Raw genomic sequence first — 17,097 nt, forward strand, 5'->3', positions numbered from 1 at the left:
GCTCACGACCCGGTGGCGAGATCGATGACCACCTTGACATCGTCCGGCTCGGTGTCGAACGCCTCGGGGGCGCGCTCCAGCGGAACCCTGCGGGTGATGAGACTGGACAGCCAATCCAGGTCGGCCTTGGCCAGCGCGGCCGCGGCCTGGTGGTAGTGGCGAAGATTGGCGTTCACCGAGCCGACGACAGCGTCGTTCTCCAGCACCATTTCCCGGTTCACGTCACCGGCATCGATGCGCAAGGTGCGTCCGGCCGGGGACACCCCGGTCAGACACACGATGCCATAGGACGCGGTGTTGGCGATCGCGCCGAAGACGACCGGTCCGGCCCCGGTGGCCTCGATCACCACATCGGGCTGTAGCTTGCCGGCCACCTCGGCGATGTCGTCGTGGTGATAGCTGGCGCCGAGCGCCTCGACGATGCCGGGCTTGGGTCCGTCGGTGTGGCGATCCAGCACGTGGGTCTCCAGACCCTGCTGCACGGCGAGCATGGCCGCCAGCAGTCCGATCGGACCGGCGCCGGTGACGAGTACGCGCTTGGGTTCGAACCAGGCGCGCTCACCGATCCGGTGCACCTGCTCCCAGGCCTTGGCCACCACGGTCGTCGGTTCCATCAGCATGCCGACCGGTTCCAGGCGGGGGTCCAATCGCACCGCGTAATCGGTTTCCACGCACCATTGCCGGCTTCCGTAACCGTCGATCTCCTTGATGCCGCGCTCGGTGTAACGACCGTTGCGGCACATGTCGAATTCGCCGTGGGCGCAGGGGCCGCACGGCTGCGGATCTGGGCGTCGTACCACCCCGACCACCAGGTCACCCGACTCGAAGTTACTGTTCGGCGGCGCGTGGGAGACCCGGCCCAACGACTCGTGGCCGAGTATCAAGCGGTCACGGTGCGGCGGGGCCCACCCGTATTCGCCGCGGGCGATTTCCCTGTCGGTGCCGCACACACCGAGCGCCAGCCCGTCCACCAGTAGCTCGTCGTGGCCCGGCGTGGGCTCGGGAACCTCGGAAATCTCCAGTGAATCCGCGTGCATGGGCGCGATCGTCAGGGCGCGCATCTGCGTCACCACCCTTTCCGGCCGATGGAGAGATCGTCGTGTCGGGTAAATGGTTGCCCTGAAGCAACAAAAATAAACCGGTCGGAAATAGTTGCTCCCGGGCAACGATTACCGGCATCATCCAGTTATGACGTCGGTGACCGGCCGTGAAGCCGAAAATGTTTCAGGTGCCCAGATCGACGCGGTGATGCGCGCGTCGCGCGCGCTGGTCGGTATCGCCGCGGCGTCGGTCGCCGAGGTGGACGATCTGGTGACGTTGCCACAGCTGCGGGTGCTGATGATGATCACCACTCGCGGGCCGCTGAACCTCGGCGCGGTGGCCGCAGGCTTGGATACCGGCGCGCCCAACGCGAGCCGGATCTGTGACCGGCTGCTCAAGGCCGGGTTCCTGCACCGTCAGAACGATCCGAACGACCGCCGGTCGGTCACGCTGACGCTGACCGCCGAGGGCCGCTCGATCGTCAACCGCGTCAACCGGCACCGGCGCACCGCGGTGCGGAAAGTGCTGCGCGGTCTGTCGGTCGACGACCGCGACAGGGTGACCAGCGCGCTGGACGCCTTCGCCGAAGCGGCCGGGGAACCGTTCGAGCCCGACACCCTGACCGTCGTTTAGCCGCGGGTGACCTTCTCCGTCGTGCGGCGCCGGTCCATCGCGGCCGGGTCGGCATTGGCCACCTGCACCAGCGACGCTCCCGCGGCGAACACCGCCAGCAGGTTCTCGATCAGCTCGTCGGGGCTGTCCCAGGCCGCGGTGGACAGCACCCGGTCACGACCCGTGAAACCCTGTGCGGCCGCGGCATTCTGGGCGGCCTCCAGGACCTCGGCCACCGCCTGGCCGGCCAACGCCGGACCGGGGATGCGCTCGGGCACGATCTGATCCCCGTGCACCCGCACCGCGGTGGCGTAGTCGGTGACCCCGATGGGCAGATCCGCGGCGGGCTTGCCGAACGGATCCAGCGACAGCACCGCCACCTCGCCGCCGGATACGGCGTCGTCGGCCTCGTCGAGCCGGTCCCGGGTGCACAGCGCCACGTCGGCGGCAACGTCGGAACCGCTGCCCAACAACACCTCAGCGCCAATCCACCAGATCCCGAACAGCACCGCAGCGGTCTGCCAATGCGCGGGCAACAGCACCGCCACCCGGGTGCCGGGGCCGGCGCCCATCTCGTCACGCAACAGGTTGGCGGTCTTGGCGGCCCAGTTCGCCATGGTGACCGTGGACAACTCGATGCGCTCGCCGGTGGCGTCGTCGTAGTAGGTGATCCGTGGCCCGGCCGGATCCGTCGACAACAACGGGTCCAGCACGGCAGCGCTCAGTGTGCTCATAGCCCTTGGTTGTACTCGAGGGCGATCAGTTCACGCACTTGGGATCATCCGAACCCGCGGTGAGGATCGGCGACGGAGGCGGCGGCGGGCTGGACTCTTCACCGGTGTCGCCGTAGCTGTCGCCGGCCGCAGCCGGATCCACGATGCCCACGGACGGATCGCTGCCGTCCAGTCCGGAGCCGGGACCGGTGTAGTCGGCGGCCAGCACCACCCGCACCGCGCCCGGCGGCAGCGACGAGTCCTCGTTGACCGGCAGCCCACCGAGATCCTTCGACACCGCCTGGGCGCCGAGGTCATCGGACTTGGCGGCCAACACCTGGCTGGCAGTCGGCGGAACGCCCTCGTGATTGCCGGTGGCGCCGGGGGCGAACCCCTTGTTGCTCAGCACCTGTGACACCGCGGCGGCCAGGCCGTTGATGTCGGTGGCGTTGAGGACCTCGACGGTGGTGTTGCCCGGTGAATAGCTGAGTTCTTCGGTTTTGCCCTCGTCCTGGTCCTGCAGCAGGCCCGCCACCCATTCTTGGACGTCGCTGGGATCGACCCGGACCACGCTCTGCATGCCGTCGTCGCTCCAGCCGTCCTCACGCAGGATCGGGATGGTGGCGAAGGCCACGCTGCCGGCGGCCAGTTCCTGCAGCTGTTTGACGAAGTCCATGATGTCCCAGCCGTCGGAGATCACCACCGAACGCTGCACGGCACTCTGCAACCGCCCGAGCGTGGCGGGGCTGGACAACGTCCGGCTGGAGATCACCTCGTGGGCCAGCGACGCCATCACCGACTGCTGGCGGGTCACCCGGTCCAGGTCCCCGCGCGGCAGGTCATGGCGCTGCCGCACGAAGCTCAGCGCCTGCGGGCCGTCCAGCTTCTGCCAGCCGGCGGCGAAATCGGCACCGGAGAGCGGTTCGTAGACAGCCTCTTTGAGGCAGACGTCGACGCCGCCCAGCGCATCGGTGATCAGGGCGAAACCGAGCAGACCGATTTCGGCGTAGTGATCCACCGTGACACCGGTCAACCCGGCGACCGTCTGGATCAGTTCCTCGCGGCCGGCCTCGGTGGCCTGCGGCTCGGCAGTGGCCGGATCCTCCCCCTCGACCTCGACGAGTTGCTTCATCCGGTCCAGCTTGACATCGCCGAACACACCGTTGATCTTCATCTTTCCCCACCCCGGCGCCTCGACGTAGGAGTCGCGGGGGATGGAGATGGCGGTGGCCGACCGCCCGTTGTTGGGTATCCGGATCAGGATGATGGTGTCGGTATTGGTCGAGACTTCGTCACCGGCGCGCAGCGTCTCCAGTTCCTCGGCCGACAGCGGATTGCCGTGGGCGTCGGTGCGGCTGTCCATGCCGACCAGCAGGATGTCGATGGCGCCGTCCTCACCGCCCTCGCCGAGCGCCGACGAGCTGATGTGGTTGATGCCGGACTCGAACGAGCGGATCTGGGTCCAGGCCACCCCTGTTCCGAGCACCACGGCCGACGCTGCGGCGACAGCGACGGAGCGGAGCAGGGGAATAGGCACCCGCCCAGGCTACTGGCGGCTCGGACGTGAGCCGGGTAACGCCGACCGGCGTGCCAGACTCGGCGCATGGCGCAACGGATTGTGATTACCGGGGCCGGTGGCATGGTCGGCCGCGAATTAGCTGATCAGAGCCGCCGTGAGGGCCGCGAGGTGCTGCCGCTGACCTCAGCGGAATGTGACATCACCGACGCCGACGCGCTACGGCATTTCGTGGAGTCCGGCGATGTGGTGCTCAACTGTGCGGCATACACGCAGGTGGACGCGGCAGAGACGGACCAGTCACGGGCCCACGCCGTCAACGCGCTGGGGCCCGGTCACTTGGCTGCCGTGTGCGCGCAGGCCGGCGCCGGTCTGGTGCACATCTCCACCGATTACGTCTTCGGCGCCGACCGGCAGCGTCGCACGCCCTACGAGATCGACGAGCAGCCCGGGCCGGTCAACGTCTACGGCCACACCAAGCTGGCCGGGGAACGCGCGGTGCTGGCCGCCAAGCCCGATGCGCACGTGGTCCGGACCTCCTGGGTCTACCGCGGCGGCGACGGGGCCGATTTCGTCGCCACCATGCGCAGGCGGGCGGCTGGTGACGGACCGGTCGACGTGGTGGCCGACCAGATCGGGTCACCGACCTACACCGGTGATCTGGTGTCGGCCCTGCTGCAGATCGTCGACGGCGGCGTGCGGCCCGGCGTGCTGCATGCCGTCAACACCGGTTCGGCCAGCCGTTTCGAGCTGGCGCGGGAAACCTTCGCGGCCCTTGGCGCCGACCCGGAGCGGGTTCGCCCGGTGGGCAGCGACCGCCATCCGCGGCCCGCGCCCCGGCCGTCCTACACCGTGCTGTCGGTGCACCGCACCGCCGAGGCCGGCCTGAGGATGCTGCGGGATTGGCGGGAAGCGCTGGTGGCAGCGGTGGGAAATGAGTCCGCCCCCGGCCCGCTACCCTCTACGCCGTGACTGAGGATGCGGCCCGCCCGCTCGTGGTGGTGACGGTGACGTATTCGCCGGGGCCACATCTTGACCGTTTCCTGGCCTCGCTGTCGTTGGCCACCGACCGCCCGGTGAAGGTTGTCATCGCCGACAACGGGTCCACCGACGGCGCCCCCGAGCAGGCCGAAAAGCGCTACCCGAACGTGCAGCTGCTGCGCACCGGCAGCAACCTGGGTTATGGCAGCGCGGTCAACCGCGGCGCGACGCAGATAACGGATGCGGAGTGCTCGGAATTTTTTGTCGTCGCCAACCCGGACGTGCAGTGGGGGCCCGGTTCGATCGACCTGCTGCTGCAGGCGGCTGACCGTTGGCCCCGGGCCGGGGCGCTCGGGCCGTTGGTCCGCGACCCCGACGGTTCGGTCTACCCGTCGGCGCGCCATCAGCCCAGCTTGGTCCGTGGCGGCATGCACGCGGTGGTCGGCCCGTTGTGGAAGTCGAACCCGTGGACGGCGGCCTACCGCCAGGACCGCCAGGATCCCAGTGAACGCGAGGTCGGTTGGCTGTCGGGTTCGTGTCTGCTGGTGCGCCGGGCCGCCTTCGACGCGGTCGGCGGGTTCGACGAGCGCTACTTCATGTACATGGAGGACGTCGACCTCGGCGACCGGATCGTCCGCGCCGGCTGGCAGAACGTCTACGTGCCCTCGGCCGAGGTGCTGCACCACAAGGGCCACTCCACCGGCCGTGACCCGGCCCGCAACTTGGCCGCCCATCACCGCAGCACCTACACTTTCCTCGCCGATCGGTACCCGGCGCCCTGGCAGGCGCCGTTGCGGTGGACAATTCGGGGCGCGCTGGCGGCACGTGCGGGCCTGGTGGTCGGAAGTTCTCGACGTAAACAGGCGAAAGGGCGCTGACGTGATAAATCCCGCGGAGGTCGATGCCGTCGTTCTCGTCGGGGGACGCGGTACCAGGCTGAGGCCCTTGACGCTCTCGGCGCCCAAGCCGATGCTGCCGACGGCCGGGGTCCCGTTTCTGACCCATCTGCTGGCCCGGATCGCGGTGGCCGGCATCAAGCATGTCGTGATGGGCACCTCGTACAAGGCCGAAGTGTTCGAGGAGGCCTTCGGTGACGGATCCGACCTCGGGCTCGAGATCGAATACGTGACCGAGACCGAGGCGCTGGGCACCGGCGGCGCCATCGCCAACGTGGCAGACCGGCTGCGCTACGACACCGCGATGGTGTTCAACGGGGATGTGCTCTCGGCCGCGGACCTGGGCGCCCTGCTCGAATCGCACGACACCCATCAGGCCGACGTCACGTTGCATCTGGTGCGGGTCAGCGATCCGCGGGCGTTCGGCTGTGTGCCCACCGACGCCGACGGATTCGTCACCGCGTTCCTGGAAAAGACCCAGGACCCGCCGACCGACCAGATCAACGCCGGTTGCTACGTGTTCAATCGCGATGTCATCGACCAGATTCCGCGCGGGCGGGCGTTGTCGGTCGAGCGCGAGATCTTCCCGGAGGTGCTCTCCCGCGGCTTGCGGATGTGCGGGTACGTCGACGCGTCGTACTGGCGGGACATGGGTACGCCCGACGACTTCGTCCGCGGCTCAGCCGATCTCGTGCGCGGTATCGCGCCGTCGCCGGCACTGGACGGTCAGCGTGGTGAGTCCCTGGTACACGAGGGTGCGGCCGTCGCGCCCGGTGCCCTGTTGATCGGCGGGACCGTGGTGGGTCGCGGCGCCGAGATCGGTGCCGGTGCCCGGCTGGACGGTGCGGTGATCTTCGACGGGGTACGGGTGGAAGCCGGTGCGGTGATCGAACGTTCGATCATCGGTTTCGGCGCCCGCATCGGTCCGCGAGCGTTGATCCGCGACGGCGTGATCGGCGACGGTGCCGACATCGGCGCCCGCTGCGAGCTGTTGCGCGGCGCCCGGGTGTGGCCCGGGGTGGCCATCCCCGACGGTGGTATCCGGTACTCGACTGACGTCTGAGTTCTCGCCGTCTCGGCGTGCGAAAAAGTGGGTTCGCTTACGCTGTAGAGGCGAACGGGAGGGGTTGGCCATGAGATTACGGATGGTGCCGGTCACGGCGGCGCTGGTGCTGGGGACGCTTTTTGGGGCCACCGCCCCGCAGGCGGCAGCCTGGCCGGTGCCGTTGACGGCAGAAGACAACAGCTATCTCAACGCCACCCGCGGGGTCTTCCCCGGCGATGATGACCAGCTGCTGTCCGTCGGCCGGCAGATGTGCCGGCTGCTCTACACCGGGACACCGGCACAAGCGGTGATCGACCAGATGGCCGGCCAGTACGCCGCGACACCCGATCAGGCCAGGGTGGCGCTGCAGGCCGCCCGGCGCGCGTACTGCACGCAGGCCCCGGGTTAAACCGCGCCGAAACTACGCTTTCTGGCGGGATTCGGTGGATTTTGCGGCAGAAAGCGTGGTCTCGGCGAGCTGTTGGAGACCGAAGTCGGTGCCCTCGGGCAGCGCCGCCACCGGCCACCACCGCAGGTCCAAAGACTCGTCGCTGCAGGCGATCTCGGCGTTGGCCGGTGCGCGCACCACGAACTGGAGGTCGAGGTGGCGGGTCGGCACCCCGAGCGAGCACGTCACCGGATGCACGTGCAGCGCCGCCAACTGCGGGTCGATACGCAACCCGGTAATGCCTGATTCCTCGGTGGCCTCACGCAAGGCGGCGGCCCGCACATCGACATCGGTCTCCTCGCAATGTCCGCCGAGTTGCAGCCAACGGCCGAAGCGCGGATGCAGAGTGAGCAAGGTCTGGGTTCCGGTGTGGTCGAGCACCAATGCCGAGGCGGTGATGTGGCCCGGCACGCATGAGCGCAGGCAGGCATCGGGGCGGGCGGCCAGAAACGACAGCACAGCGTGGCGCAGGGTGTCCTGACCGGGATCTGAGGTCTGCCACGCGGTGAGAAGGTCGACGGCTGACGCGTGCAGGCTCTCGGCGGTCATTTCCGTACCAGCAGGCCGTCGACCGGCACCGGCTCACGCGGCGGCTGCGGATCGGCGGCGTAGCCGATCGCGATGGCGCCCAACGGTTCCCAGTCACCGGGCAGGTCCAGCTCGGCGCGCACCAGGTCGCCGGCGAAGATCGTGGAGCCGATCCAGCAACTGCCCACCTCGCGTACCGCCAGCGCCACCAGCAGTGCCTGGACGGCGGCTCCGACAGCCACGGTGAACATGGTGTGCTCGGCCTGGGTGCGGGCCGCATCGGGATAGCTGTGCGCACCGTCTGGGACCAGGAACGGAATCACCAGTTCGGGTGCGTCATATAGAATCTGACCGCGGCGCAGGCGTCGCTCGACGGACTCCGGATCACGGCCGTCCCCGGTGAGATCGGTACGCCACTTGTCCTTCATCCGGTCCAGCAGCCGGTGGCGGACGGCGTGGTCCTGGACCCAGACGAAACGCACCGGCCGGGTGTGGTGCGGGGCGGGAGCGGTGAGCGCCTCTGCGACGGCGGCTTCGATGAGTGCGGGCTCGACCGGCTCGTCGCCGAAGGTGCGCACCGAGCGGCGCAGCAGCTGAGCCTGATTGCGGCCCAACTGGATTGCCTCGGCAGTACCCAGCCAGAACAGGTCTTCCTCGCCGGAGCGCACCAGCGTGCCCGCATTGGAGCCGTCGTCGGACAGGTTCAGGCCGCGCACCACGGCCACGGGGACGGCGGTGAGCTTTCCCTTCACCAGATCGGCTGCTGCGGCGATCTCGTCGGCCACCGCGACCTCGGTGACGAACAGCTCGTTGCCGTGCCGGTCGCGAGCGCCGGCGTAGCCGTGCAGCACGGTGAGTCCGGCCGCGCCGATGGCGAAATCGGCCTGCCCGTTGCGCCAGGCGCGGCCCATGGTGTCGGTGATCACGACCGCGACGGTGACGCCGAGTCGCTCACGCAGCTGTTCGCGCAGGGCTGCCGCACTGCCGTCGGGATCGGTCGGCAGCAGAGCCAGCTCGGTCGCCTCGACGTTGGAGCCGTCGACGCCGGCGGCGGCCTGGACCAGCCCGATGGCATTCTCGGTGATCAAGGTACGGCCCTTGCGCGCCAACACCCGCACCGCTTCGCCGTCGATCAACTTGCGCCGCAGCGTGTCCCGCTCCTCCGGGTCCGACGGCGCGGACACGATGCGGCCCTCGCACTTGGAGACGATCTTGCTGGTGACCACCAGGACATCCCCGTCGGCCAGCCACGGCGCCGCGTCGGCGAGGGCTGCCGCCAGGTCATCCCCGGGCCGGAATTCGGGAAGGCCGCCCACCGGCAGAATTTCGACCCGATCTGCCGAACCGTGCTCCGCATTCACCACGGAGGTCATAGTGTGATGCCTGCCAGATCCAGACCGGCGCGCACCATTTCGGCAGTGGTGGACGGGTCGGTCATCAGCAGCGGTACGGCGCGCACCTGCACGCCTTCGATCTCGGCATGATCGCCCTCGTGTATCAGCCAGCCGTCGAGCAGGCCGGTTCCGGAACGGGCCCCGAAGAACTCGCCGACGCCCTGCGACGTGGATTCCACACCGATGACCCGCAGACACTCATCTGCCATGCCGCGCAACGGTTTTCCGTGGACGATGGGGGAGTAGCCGATCACCGGGGCCGGGGTCGAGCGCAGCGCGGCCCGGATTCCCGGGATCTGCAGGATCGGCCCGATGCTCACGACGGGATTCGACGGTGCCAGCAACACCACGTCCGCCTCGGCGATGGCCTCGGTGACCCCGGGCGCCGCGGTTGCTTGCTCTGCACCGACGAACGCAAAGCTGTGGGTGGGTACCTGCGCGCGGTAGCGCACCCACCATTCCTGGAAATGGATGGCGTGGCGGGTCCCGGCCTGATCTCCTGGACCGGGGTCGGTGATCACCACGTGCGTCTCACTGCGGTCGTCGCTGACCGGCAGCAACCGCGCTCCCGGTGACCAGCGCTTGCACAGCGCCTCGGTGACCTGGGACAGCGGGTAGCCGGCCCGCAGCATCTGGGTGCGGACCAGGTGGGTGGCCAGGTCCCGGTCGCCCAGGCCGAACCAGTCGGGCTGCACGCCATAGGCGGCGAGTTCCTCTTTCGCGTGCCAGGTTTCATCGCGGTGGCCCCACCCGCGTTCGGGGTCGATGCCGCCGCCGAGGGTGTACATGCAGGTGTCGAGGTCGGGGCAGATCCGGACGCCGTGCATCCAGGCGTCGTCGCCCACGTTCACGATCGCGGTGAGTTCATGCTTGCTGTCGGTCCCGCCGAAGCCACCGAGGCCCAACAGGTGCTGTACTCCCAGCAAAAACCGGGCGCCTCCGACGCCGCCGACGAGAACGGTGATCTTCACAACGTCCGACCCTAAGCGGTCAGGGCGTGCGGATGGAAACGACGTCGTCACGAGCAGGACACGCCGATGTCGCGACGCGCCGATTTGACATTACGAGATGGTATGAAATCCCGTCTTGGCGCTTGACCGTGGCAGCTAACACGTGTGTAATCACAGATGTGTCATTTCGCGGTTGGTGACCGATTCCGGTGTCGCGGACCGAGATTCGATCATCTGTTCGAATGGGGTGACCGCACATCACAATAGTGGGGCTCCACTTAGGATCTACGAGACCGAGTGAGGAGGCGGGGGATAATGTCTTATGAGAGCGGCGATTTCGATCGTGTGGTCCGGTTTGACAGCCGGCTACTCGGCTCGGTAGACAACGCACCGCACATCAACACGGCACCGACACCGCTGGGGGATACCGGACGTCCCCAACTGAGTTTGGTTCCCGAACACCTTGATGTTGATCCGGAATCAGAAGACGACCAATGGCAGGAACGTGCGCTGTGCGCACAGACCGACCCGGAGGCCTTCTTCCCGGAGAAGGGCGGGTCTACCCGCGAGGCCAAGCGCATCTGCCAGGGATGCGAAGTCAAGGATGCCTGCCTGGAGTACGCGCTTGCGCACGACGAGCGTTTCGGCATCTGGGGAGGACTGTCCGAACGGGAGCGTCGCCGCCTCAAACGCGGCATCATCTGACGTTCTCGGCGGAGCGCCGGTAGCGGGCGCGCGGCGTCAGTCGTCGTCGATCGTTGGGTCGATGACTGACGGTTCCACACCGAGATAGGTGGCCACCTGCGCCACCAGGATTTCATGCAGCAGATCTGCCAGCTCATCGGATCCTTTGACCCGGCGCTCGATGGGCTTGCGGAACAAGACAATTCGAGCCCGGGTCGCATTTCCTCTGACGTCAACCCCAGCGGGTATCAGGCGCGCCAACGCAATCGGCCCGTCGGCGATGACCTCGGGTGGCCATTGCACACTGTCCGGATCTTTCGGGGACATCCGTGGAATCTCATCCACCGCGACGTCGAGTTCGCGCAGCCGTGACGCCCACCGGCGCTCGATCGGCTCATAGGCTTCCAACACCGCCATGTCGAACCGTTCGGCCCGAGTTCGCCAACCCGGGACCGACCGGGGGAGCAGCGGCCCGCGAGGGTCACGGCCGCGCCGCGATCGCCATGGGTTTCGCTGGGCCACGGCGATGATCGTAACGGTTCGGGATCGGGCACCCGACGGCTGCGCGTGTCCGGCACCACGCAGCGAGCGTCCACAGTAATCTCTGTTGCGTGAATGTTCCCCGTCGCTGCTGCCGGCCCGGGTGCCCGCACTATGCCGTGGCGACGCTGACTTTTGTCTACTCCGACTCCACGGCGGTAGTTGGACCTCTGGCCACGGTGTCCGAGCCTCATTCCTGGGATCTGTGCGTCGGCCACGCCGGCCGCATCACTGCACCGCGTGGCTGGGAGCTGGTGCGCCACGCCGAGCCGCTGCCCACCCATCCCGACGAAGATGACCTGGTGGCGCTGGCCGACGCGGTCCGCGAAGGCCAACCCGGCGGGGCGCCGCGCGGTGGTGTGGTGGCCGGCTTTTCCGATCCCGGCGCCGGCGTGGGCGCCAGCGCGGTGATCGCGCCGCCGGCGCGTCCGTCGGAGACCAACGGGCGCCGTCGCGGTCACCTGCGGGTGTTGCCAGATCCCAGTGACTAGACCTGGTGACCAGACAACAGGTCGGCCGTTGGTAGTGAACGTGTGGGTGCCGCGCGACGGTTAGGCTGGCGCCAACGATCCCGTTTCACAAGGAGCTATATGTCTCGGCCAGCGGCGGCTGTTCACGGTGTCATCAAGGCCTATGACGTCCGCGGATTGGTCGGCTCTCAACTCGACGAGGCATTCGTGGCCGAGGTCGGCGGGGCGTTCGCCCGCTTGGTGCGCACCGAGGGCGCCACGCAGGTGGTGATCGGCTACGACATGCGGGCCAGCTCGCCGTCGTTGGCGGCCGCGTTCGCCGACGGGGTGACGGCCCAGGGCCTGGATGTGGTCCGGATCGGGCTGGCCTCCACCGATCAGCTGTACTTCGCCTCGGGCCAGTTGGACTGCCCGGGTGCGATGTTCACCGCGAGCCACAACCCGGCGGCCTACAACGGGATCAAGCTGTGCCGGGCCGGGGCCAAGCCGGTGGGCAAGGACACCGGGCTGTCCGTCATCGCCGATGAGGTGATCGCGGGCGTGCCGTCCCACGATGGCCGGTCGGGTGTGGTGTCCGACCGCGATGTGCTCGACGACTACGGCACCTTCCTGCGGTCCCTGGTCGACCTCAGCGAGCTGCGTCCGCTGCGGATCGCCGTCGACGCGGGCAACGGCATGGCCGGCCACACCACGCCGGCAGTGCTCGGACCCATTCCGGGGGCCACCGTCCTGCCGCTGTTCTTCGAGCTCGACGGCACCTTCCCCAATCACGAGGCCAACCCATTGGACCCGGCCAACCTGGTGGACCTGCAGGCCCACGTGCTTGCCACCGGTGCCGATATCGGGCTGGCGTTCGACGGGGACGCCGACCGTTGTTTCGTGGTCGACGAGCTCGGCCGGCCGGTGTCGCCCTCTGCGGTGACGGCGCTGGTGGCTGCGCGGGAGCTCACCCGCGAGATCGGCGCCACCGTGATCCACAACCTGATCACTTCGCGGGCTGTGCCGGAGTTGGTGGTCGAGCGCGGCGGCACTCCGGTGCGGTCGCGGGTCGGACACTCCTACATCAAGGGGCTGATGGCCGAAACCGGTGCGATCTTCGGCGGAGAGCACTCGGCGCATTACTACTTCCGCGACTTCTGGGGCGCCGATTCGGGCATGCTCGCGGCCCTGCACGTGCTGGCGGCGCTGGGCGAGCAGGACCGTCCGCTCTCGGAGTTCATGGCGGACTATCAACGCTACGAGTCCTCCGGCGAGATCAACTTCACCGTCAGCGATGCGCCGGCGTGTGTGGACAGTGTGCTCAGATCGTTCGCCAGCTCCATCCAGTCCATCGATCACCTCGACGGCGTCACCGTGGACCTCGGCGGTGGCAGTTGGTTCAACCTGCGGACCTCCAATACCGAACCGCTGCTTCGACTGAATGTCGAGGCTCGCACCACCGAGGATGTCGCCGCGCTCGTCGAGCGGGTGTCGGCGCAGATTCGTTCGGTGAGCGAGCGGGTGCCGTGAACGCCGTGGACGCCACTGTCGATCTGGACGACGGTGACGGACTCCTCGCCGCTGATCGCAACGGTCTGCTCCGCGCCGCGGCGATGGCCGGCGCCCAGGTTCGATCCACGGCCGCGGCGCTGGCCGAGGGCATGCTGGACCCGTTGCGCGCCGATCATCCACCGCGCACGGTGATTTGGGTCGCCGGTCGCGGCACTGCCGAACATGCCGGTGCCATCTTGGCCGGCGCGCTCGGCGCCTCGCTGGCGGCACCGATCGTGGTGGCCGCCGAGACCCCGCCGTGGCTGGGTGCGTTGGACGTCGTGATCGTGGCCGGCGACGATCCGGGCGATCCGGCTCTGGTGAACGCGGCCGCCACCGGGGTGCGCCGCGGGGCGCGGGTGCTGATCGTGGCACCCCAGGAAGGGCCGCTGCGTGACGTCGCGGCCGGTCGGGCGGTGGTGTTGGCACCGCGGTTGTGGGTGCCCGACGACTTCGGTCTGACCCGATACCTGGCCGCCGGCCTGGCGGCACTGCATGTGGTGGACCCCGGAATGCGGGTGGACCTGGCCGCGCTGGCCGACGAGCTGGACGCTGAAGCGTTGCGCAACAGTGCCGGACGGGAACTGTTCACGAATCCGGCCAAGACCTGGGCCGAGCGGATGTCGGGCAGTGCCGTCGTGCTGGCCGGCGACAATCCGGCCACCCTGGCGCTGGCCCGGCACGGCTCGGCCGTGATGCTGCGGCTGGCCGGCGAGGTGATGGCCGCCGCCGGCGTGGGCGACGTGTTGGCTGCGACGGGCAGCGGGGCGATCGGTGTCCCCGCGGCTCGATCGCTGTTCCACGACGAGGAGATTGACGGCCCGCTGCCGCGCCGCACCCGAACGTTCGTGTTGGTCACCGACACCGAACGGCAATCGGTCGGGGCGCGGGTCAGCGGTTTCGACGACATCGCGGTGGTCGGCGCCGAGGACGTGCCAGAATCGGCCGGGACGGCGCTGCAGCCGGGGCGTCCCGAACAGCAATTGGCGATTCTGGCGGTCCGGGTGGAGATGACGGCCGTGTATTTGAAACTGGTTCGAGGATAAGCAAGTGCATCTGCTACGCGGAGCGGTGCGGACCTATGCTTGGGGTTCGCGTACAGCCATCGCCGATTTCACCGGAAGACCCAGTCCGACAATCCATCCGGAGGCCGAGCTGTGGTTCGGTGCCCACCCGGGCGATCCTGCCTGGCTGCAGACCGAGCACGGCGAAGAGTCATTGCTGCAGGCTGTCCATGAGGACCCCGAGGGGCAGTTGGGCAGTGTGACGATCGGTCGATTCGGCGACACCCTGCCCTTCCTCGTCAAGGTGCTGGCTGCCGACGAGCCGTTGTCGCTGCAGGCTCACCCGAGTGCTGCGCAGGCCCGCGAGGGGTTCGACCGCGAGGATCGGCTCGAGATTCCGGTGACCTCGCCGATCCGCAACTACCGCGACCGCAGTCACAAGCCTGAATTATTGGTTGCGCTAGGGCATTTCGATGCGCTGGCCGGGTTCCGCCCGGTCGAACGCACGGTGGAGTTGATGCGGGCGCTGGCGGTTTCGGACCTGGATCCGTTCATCAACCTGCTCTCGGACCAGTCCGACGCCGACGGGCTGCGGGCGTTGTTCACCACCTGGATCACCGCGCCGCAGCCCGACCTCGATATTCTGGTACCGGCTGTTCTCGACGGGGCGGTGCACTACATCCGTTCCGGGGCAAAGAAATTCGTGGCCGAAGTCAAGACCGTGCTGGAGCTCGGCGAGCGTTACCCGGGTGATGCCGGTGTGCTGGCCTCGCTGCTGCTCAACCGCATCAGCCTGGCGCCGGGGGAGGGGATCTACCTGCCGGCCGGAAACCTGCACGCCTACCTGCACGGCGTGGGTGTCGAGGTGATGGCCAACTCGGACAACGTGCTGCGCGGCGGGCTGACCCCGAAACACGTGGACGTGCCCGAACTGCTGCGGGTCCTCGACTTCACTCCCACGCCCGAAGACCGGCTGCGTCCGGAAACCGTCACCGATGCTGCGGAAACCATTTATCGGACACCGGCGCAGGAGTTCGCCGTCTCGGTGCTGTCGGTCGACGACGACCGGATCGGTGACGAGATCGACGTGCATTCCCATCACGACGGTCCGCAGTTGCTGCTGTGCACCCAGGGCGCCGCGGTGGTCTATGCCGACGATGACAAGCTGACCCTGGAGCGCGGTGCCGCGGCCTGGGTGGCCGCCGCCGACGGTCCGATCCGGCTGACCGCCGCCGAGCCGACGAAACTGTTCCGGGTGACCGTCGGGATCTGACGGATCCTGGCTGTTCGGGCGGGACAGAATGCCTGCCTGACATCGCCGCCCAAGGGTGCTGTGATGTGGCTCTCGTGTTGGTATCCTCAGCGAGCTACATCACACCACGGATCGGACAATGACGACGGTCAGCGACACGGACGGCACACCAGAGGACCTCTACCGGGAGAAGGTGGAGGCCCTCTCTCATGCGACGGTCCGGCGCCGGTTCGACCCGTTCACCGACATCGACTGGGACGCTCCCGAGTACGTCCTCGACAAGAACGACCCTCGCTGGCAGCTGCAACCGGACACGAACCTGCTCGCCGCCACTGACTGGTACGCCGAGCAGCCGATGGAAAAGCGTGTCGACATGGGCCGCTGGATCGTCGCCAATACTGCGAAGGTCGGCATTCAGTTCGAAATGATGCTGATTCGTGGGGTCGTGCACTATGCCGGAAAACTGCCGAATTCTGATCCAGTTTTTCAGTATTTGATGCACGAAGTCACCGACGAATGTAATCACATCCAAATGTTCCAGGAGTTCGTCAACCGCACCGGTGAGGATGTTCCCGGGATGCGGCGAGCTTCCCGGGTGATCGGCCCGATATTGGGATTCATCGGTGGCTACGCCAGCGTCCTGCATATCGTCGCGGTACTTTGCGGAGAACAACCGATTCATTTTCAGCAGACGTTGTGGCAGCGTCGGGCTCAGCAGATACCTCCGTTGCTGAACAAAATCAGCTACATTCATTTGGCCGAAGAAGCTCGTCACATCACCTTTGCCGATGATCATCTGGTCGAGCGTGTGCGAGATGCTGGCCGCCTCAGGCGGGCCGCATATGCGCTCATGTTCCCACTTTTTCTGCGCTGGCTGATGGGGGAGATACTCACCCCGCCGAGGACGTTCGCCCGGCAGTTCGGCGTGCCGCGCCGGACGTTCAAATCGGCGTATTGGCGAAGTGGCTACTCACGTCAGATGTTGGCGGAGGCGGCGGCGGACTCCCGGCGGGTGGCCGACCATCTCGGGCTTCGGACAATATGGTCACGTTGGATCTGGCGGGTATTGGGCATCGACGGCCGCATCCCGCGGTATCGCAGCGAACCGAACCGATTGTTGGAAAGCTCGCCGGTGGCGCGCCTGGTAGACGCTCGGACCGTCGTCTGGCTGCGGGTGGCGGCCATGGCGATCATGGCCGGCGTTGCTCTTTTCGCAACCCCGGACGGGTTGCGGATCATCTCGGTGGCGGCGACTGCGGCGGTCCTGTGGGCGGGTTACCACGCGTTGCGGGAGCGTCTTGGCGGCGTTGTGGGGAATCAGCCTTTCGAATGGCCGAGATTGTTGGTCTGGGTGGTGATCTGCATCGTCATGATTCCAGTCGGCGGACTGATCGGACTCGCCTTGGTTTGGCTGATGATCATTTCTCTTGCCGAATTCATGCCGACGCTCTAGGGCGGCCAGGTGCCCCGGAAAACGACCACACAATTTACAC

General features: G+C 67.6%; 18 protein-coding genes. 11 read left to right on the forward strand and 7 right to left on the reverse strand.

What is annotated here, in order from left to right; translation table 11 throughout:
- Positions 1–2: 2 nt before the first annotated feature.
- Positions 3–1,061, reverse strand: a complete 1,059-nt coding sequence (locus FR943_RS09145; RefSeq protein WP_217156122.1) for a glucose 1-dehydrogenase — start codon at positions 1,059–1,061, stop codon at positions 3–5.
- Between the two features lie 127 nt (positions 1,062–1,188).
- Here FR943_RS09145 and FR943_RS09150 point away from each other — a divergent pair, with 127 nt between their 5' ends.
- Positions 1,189–1,674: a MarR family winged helix-turn-helix transcriptional regulator gene (locus FR943_RS09150; protein WP_217156123.1), complete on the forward strand. Its 486-nt coding sequence runs from the start codon at positions 1,189–1,191 to the stop codon at positions 1,672–1,674.
- Here the strand turns inward: FR943_RS09150 and FR943_RS09155 are convergent.
- Together FR943_RS09155 and FR943_RS09160 are read right to left on the reverse strand one after the other, a co-directional pair.
- Positions 1,671–2,387, reverse strand: a complete 717-nt coding sequence (locus FR943_RS09155; protein WP_217156124.1) for a TIGR03089 family protein — start codon at positions 2,385–2,387, stop codon at positions 1,671–1,673. The genes FR943_RS09150 and FR943_RS09155 overlap by 4 nt on opposite strands.
- A gap of 25 nt (positions 2,388–2,412) precedes the next feature.
- On the reverse strand, positions 2,413–3,903 hold the full coding sequence (locus FR943_RS09160) for an LCP family protein (protein ID WP_217156125.1): 1,491 nt from the start codon (positions 3,901–3,903) through the stop codon (positions 2,413–2,415).
- A gap of 66 nt (positions 3,904–3,969) precedes the next feature.
- Here FR943_RS09160 and rfbD point away from each other — a divergent pair, with 66 nt between their 5' ends.
- The 4 genes from rfbD to FR943_RS09180 all read left to right on the forward strand — a co-directional run bounded on the left by rfbD (position 3,970) and on the right by FR943_RS09180 (position 7,213).
- Positions 3,970–4,854 carry a dTDP-4-dehydrorhamnose reductase gene (gene rfbD, locus FR943_RS09165; protein ID WP_217156126.1) on the forward strand — a complete coding sequence of 295 codons (885 nt, stop codon included), beginning with the start codon at positions 3,970–3,972 and terminating at the stop codon, positions 4,852–4,854.
- Positions 4,851–5,741, forward strand: coding sequence for a glycosyltransferase family 2 protein (locus FR943_RS09170; protein WP_217156127.1), 891 nt, complete (start codon positions 4,851–4,853; stop codon positions 5,739–5,741). The genes rfbD and FR943_RS09170 overlap by 4 nt, the downstream gene beginning before the upstream one ends.
- Before the next feature lies 1 nt (position 5,742).
- Entirely contained in the window at positions 5,743–6,822 is a 1,080-nt protein-coding gene (gene manB / locus FR943_RS09175) for a mannose-1-phosphate guanylyltransferase ManB (RefSeq protein ID WP_308170513.1), read from the forward strand.
- 70 nt (positions 6,823–6,892) lie between these two features.
- The gene (locus FR943_RS09180; RefSeq protein ID WP_217156128.1) at positions 6,893–7,213 is read left to right on the forward strand and encodes a DUF732 domain-containing protein; all 321 of its coding nucleotides are present in this window, start codon (positions 6,893–6,895) and stop codon (positions 7,211–7,213) included.
- A gap of 12 nt (positions 7,214–7,225) precedes the next feature.
- Here the strand turns inward: FR943_RS09180 and FR943_RS09185 are convergent, their stop codons facing one another.
- The 3 genes from FR943_RS09185 to cofD are packed head-to-tail and all read right to left on the reverse strand — an operon-like array spanning position 7,226 to position 10,145.
- Positions 7,226–7,801 (reverse strand): NUDIX hydrolase, encoded by a 576-nt coding sequence (locus FR943_RS09185; RefSeq protein ID WP_217156129.1) that lies wholly within the window; start codon positions 7,799–7,801, stop codon positions 7,226–7,228.
- Positions 7,798–9,153, reverse strand: a complete 1,356-nt coding sequence (locus FR943_RS09190; RefSeq protein WP_218045464.1) for a coenzyme F420-0:L-glutamate ligase — start codon at positions 9,151–9,153, stop codon at positions 7,798–7,800. Before FR943_RS09190 ends, FR943_RS09185 begins: the two co-directional genes overlap by 4 nt.
- Positions 9,150–10,145 carry a 2-phospho-L-lactate transferase gene (gene cofD, locus FR943_RS09195; RefSeq protein WP_217156130.1) on the reverse strand — a complete coding sequence of 332 codons (996 nt, stop codon included), beginning with the start codon at positions 10,143–10,145 and terminating at the stop codon, positions 9,150–9,152. Before cofD ends, FR943_RS09190 begins: the two co-directional genes overlap by 4 nt.
- A 294-nt stretch (positions 10,146–10,439) precedes the next feature.
- Between cofD and FR943_RS09200 the strand changes: the two genes are divergently transcribed.
- Entirely contained in the window at positions 10,440–10,829 is a 390-nt protein-coding gene (locus FR943_RS09200) for a WhiB family transcriptional regulator (RefSeq protein ID WP_372448097.1), read from the forward strand.
- 36 nt (positions 10,830–10,865) lie between these two features.
- On the opposite strand, the gene FR943_RS09205 is transcribed toward FR943_RS09200, so the two are convergent.
- Positions 10,866–11,330, reverse strand: coding sequence for a metallopeptidase family protein (locus FR943_RS09205; protein ID WP_217156131.1), 465 nt, complete (start codon positions 11,328–11,330; stop codon positions 10,866–10,868).
- Positions 11,331–11,419: 89 nt separating this feature from the next.
- Here FR943_RS09205 and FR943_RS09210 point away from each other — a divergent pair, with 89 nt between their 5' ends.
- From FR943_RS09210 to FR943_RS09230, 5 genes are all read left to right on the forward strand, one after another.
- Entirely contained in the window at positions 11,420–11,839 is a 420-nt protein-coding gene (locus FR943_RS09210) for a DUF3499 domain-containing protein (protein ID WP_217156132.1), read from the forward strand.
- 99 nt (positions 11,840–11,938) lie between these two features.
- Entirely contained in the window at positions 11,939–13,327 is a 1,389-nt protein-coding gene (locus FR943_RS09215) for a phosphomannomutase/phosphoglucomutase (RefSeq protein ID WP_217156134.1), read from the forward strand.
- Entirely contained in the window at positions 13,324–14,394 is a 1,071-nt protein-coding gene (locus FR943_RS09220) for a TobH protein (RefSeq protein WP_217156136.1), read from the forward strand. The genes FR943_RS09215 and FR943_RS09220 overlap by 4 nt, the downstream gene beginning before the upstream one ends.
- 4 nt (positions 14,395–14,398) lie before the next feature.
- Positions 14,399–15,625 carry a mannose-6-phosphate isomerase, class I gene (manA, locus tag FR943_RS09225; protein WP_217156137.1) on the forward strand — a complete coding sequence of 409 codons (1,227 nt, stop codon included), beginning with the start codon at positions 14,399–14,401 and terminating at the stop codon, positions 15,623–15,625.
- Positions 15,626–15,743: 118 nt separating this feature from the next.
- On the forward strand, positions 15,744–17,057 hold the full coding sequence (locus tag FR943_RS09230) for an AurF N-oxygenase family protein (RefSeq protein WP_217156139.1): 1,314 nt from the start codon (positions 15,744–15,746) through the stop codon (positions 17,055–17,057).
- Positions 17,058–17,097 lie beyond the last annotated feature (40 nt).

The organism is [Mycobacterium] fortunisiensis (assembly GCF_019050325.1).
Taxonomy (GTDB): Bacteria; Actinomycetota; Actinomycetes; order Mycobacteriales; family Mycobacteriaceae; genus Mycobacterium; species Mycobacterium fortunisiensis.

Bases quoted from the DNA above. Each gene is read 5' to 3' on its own strand.
- FR943_RS09145 (WP_217156122.1), bottom strand. From the start codon at position 1,061: ATGCGCGCCCTGACGATCGCGCCCATGCACGCGGATTCACTGGAGATT.
- FR943_RS09150 (WP_217156123.1), top strand. From the start codon at position 1,189: ATGACGTCGGTGACCGGCCGTGAAGCCGAAAATGTTTCAGGTGCCCAG.
- FR943_RS09155 (WP_217156124.1), bottom strand. From the start codon at position 2,387: ATGAGCACACTGAGCGCTGCCGTGCTGGACCCGTTGTTGTCGACGGAT.
- rfbD (WP_217156126.1), top strand. From the start codon at position 3,970: ATGGCGCAACGGATTGTGATTACCGGGGCCGGTGGCATGGTCGGCCGC.
- FR943_RS09180 (WP_217156128.1), top strand. From the start codon at position 6,893: ATGAGATTACGGATGGTGCCGGTCACGGCGGCGCTGGTGCTGGGGACG.
- FR943_RS09185 (WP_217156129.1), bottom strand. From the start codon at position 7,801: ATGACCGCCGAGAGCCTGCACGCGTCAGCCGTCGACCTTCTCACCGCG.
- FR943_RS09190 (WP_218045464.1), bottom strand. From the start codon at position 9,153: ATGACCTCCGTGGTGAATGCGGAGCACGGTTCGGCAGATCGGGTCGAA.
- FR943_RS09200 (WP_372448097.1), top strand. From the start codon at position 10,440: ATGTCTTATGAGAGCGGCGATTTCGATCGTGTGGTCCGGTTTGACAGC.
- FR943_RS09215 (WP_217156134.1), top strand. From the start codon at position 11,939: ATGTCTCGGCCAGCGGCGGCTGTTCACGGTGTCATCAAGGCCTATGAC.
- FR943_RS09230 (WP_217156139.1), top strand. From the start codon at position 15,744: ATGACGACGGTCAGCGACACGGACGGCACACCAGAGGACCTCTACCGG.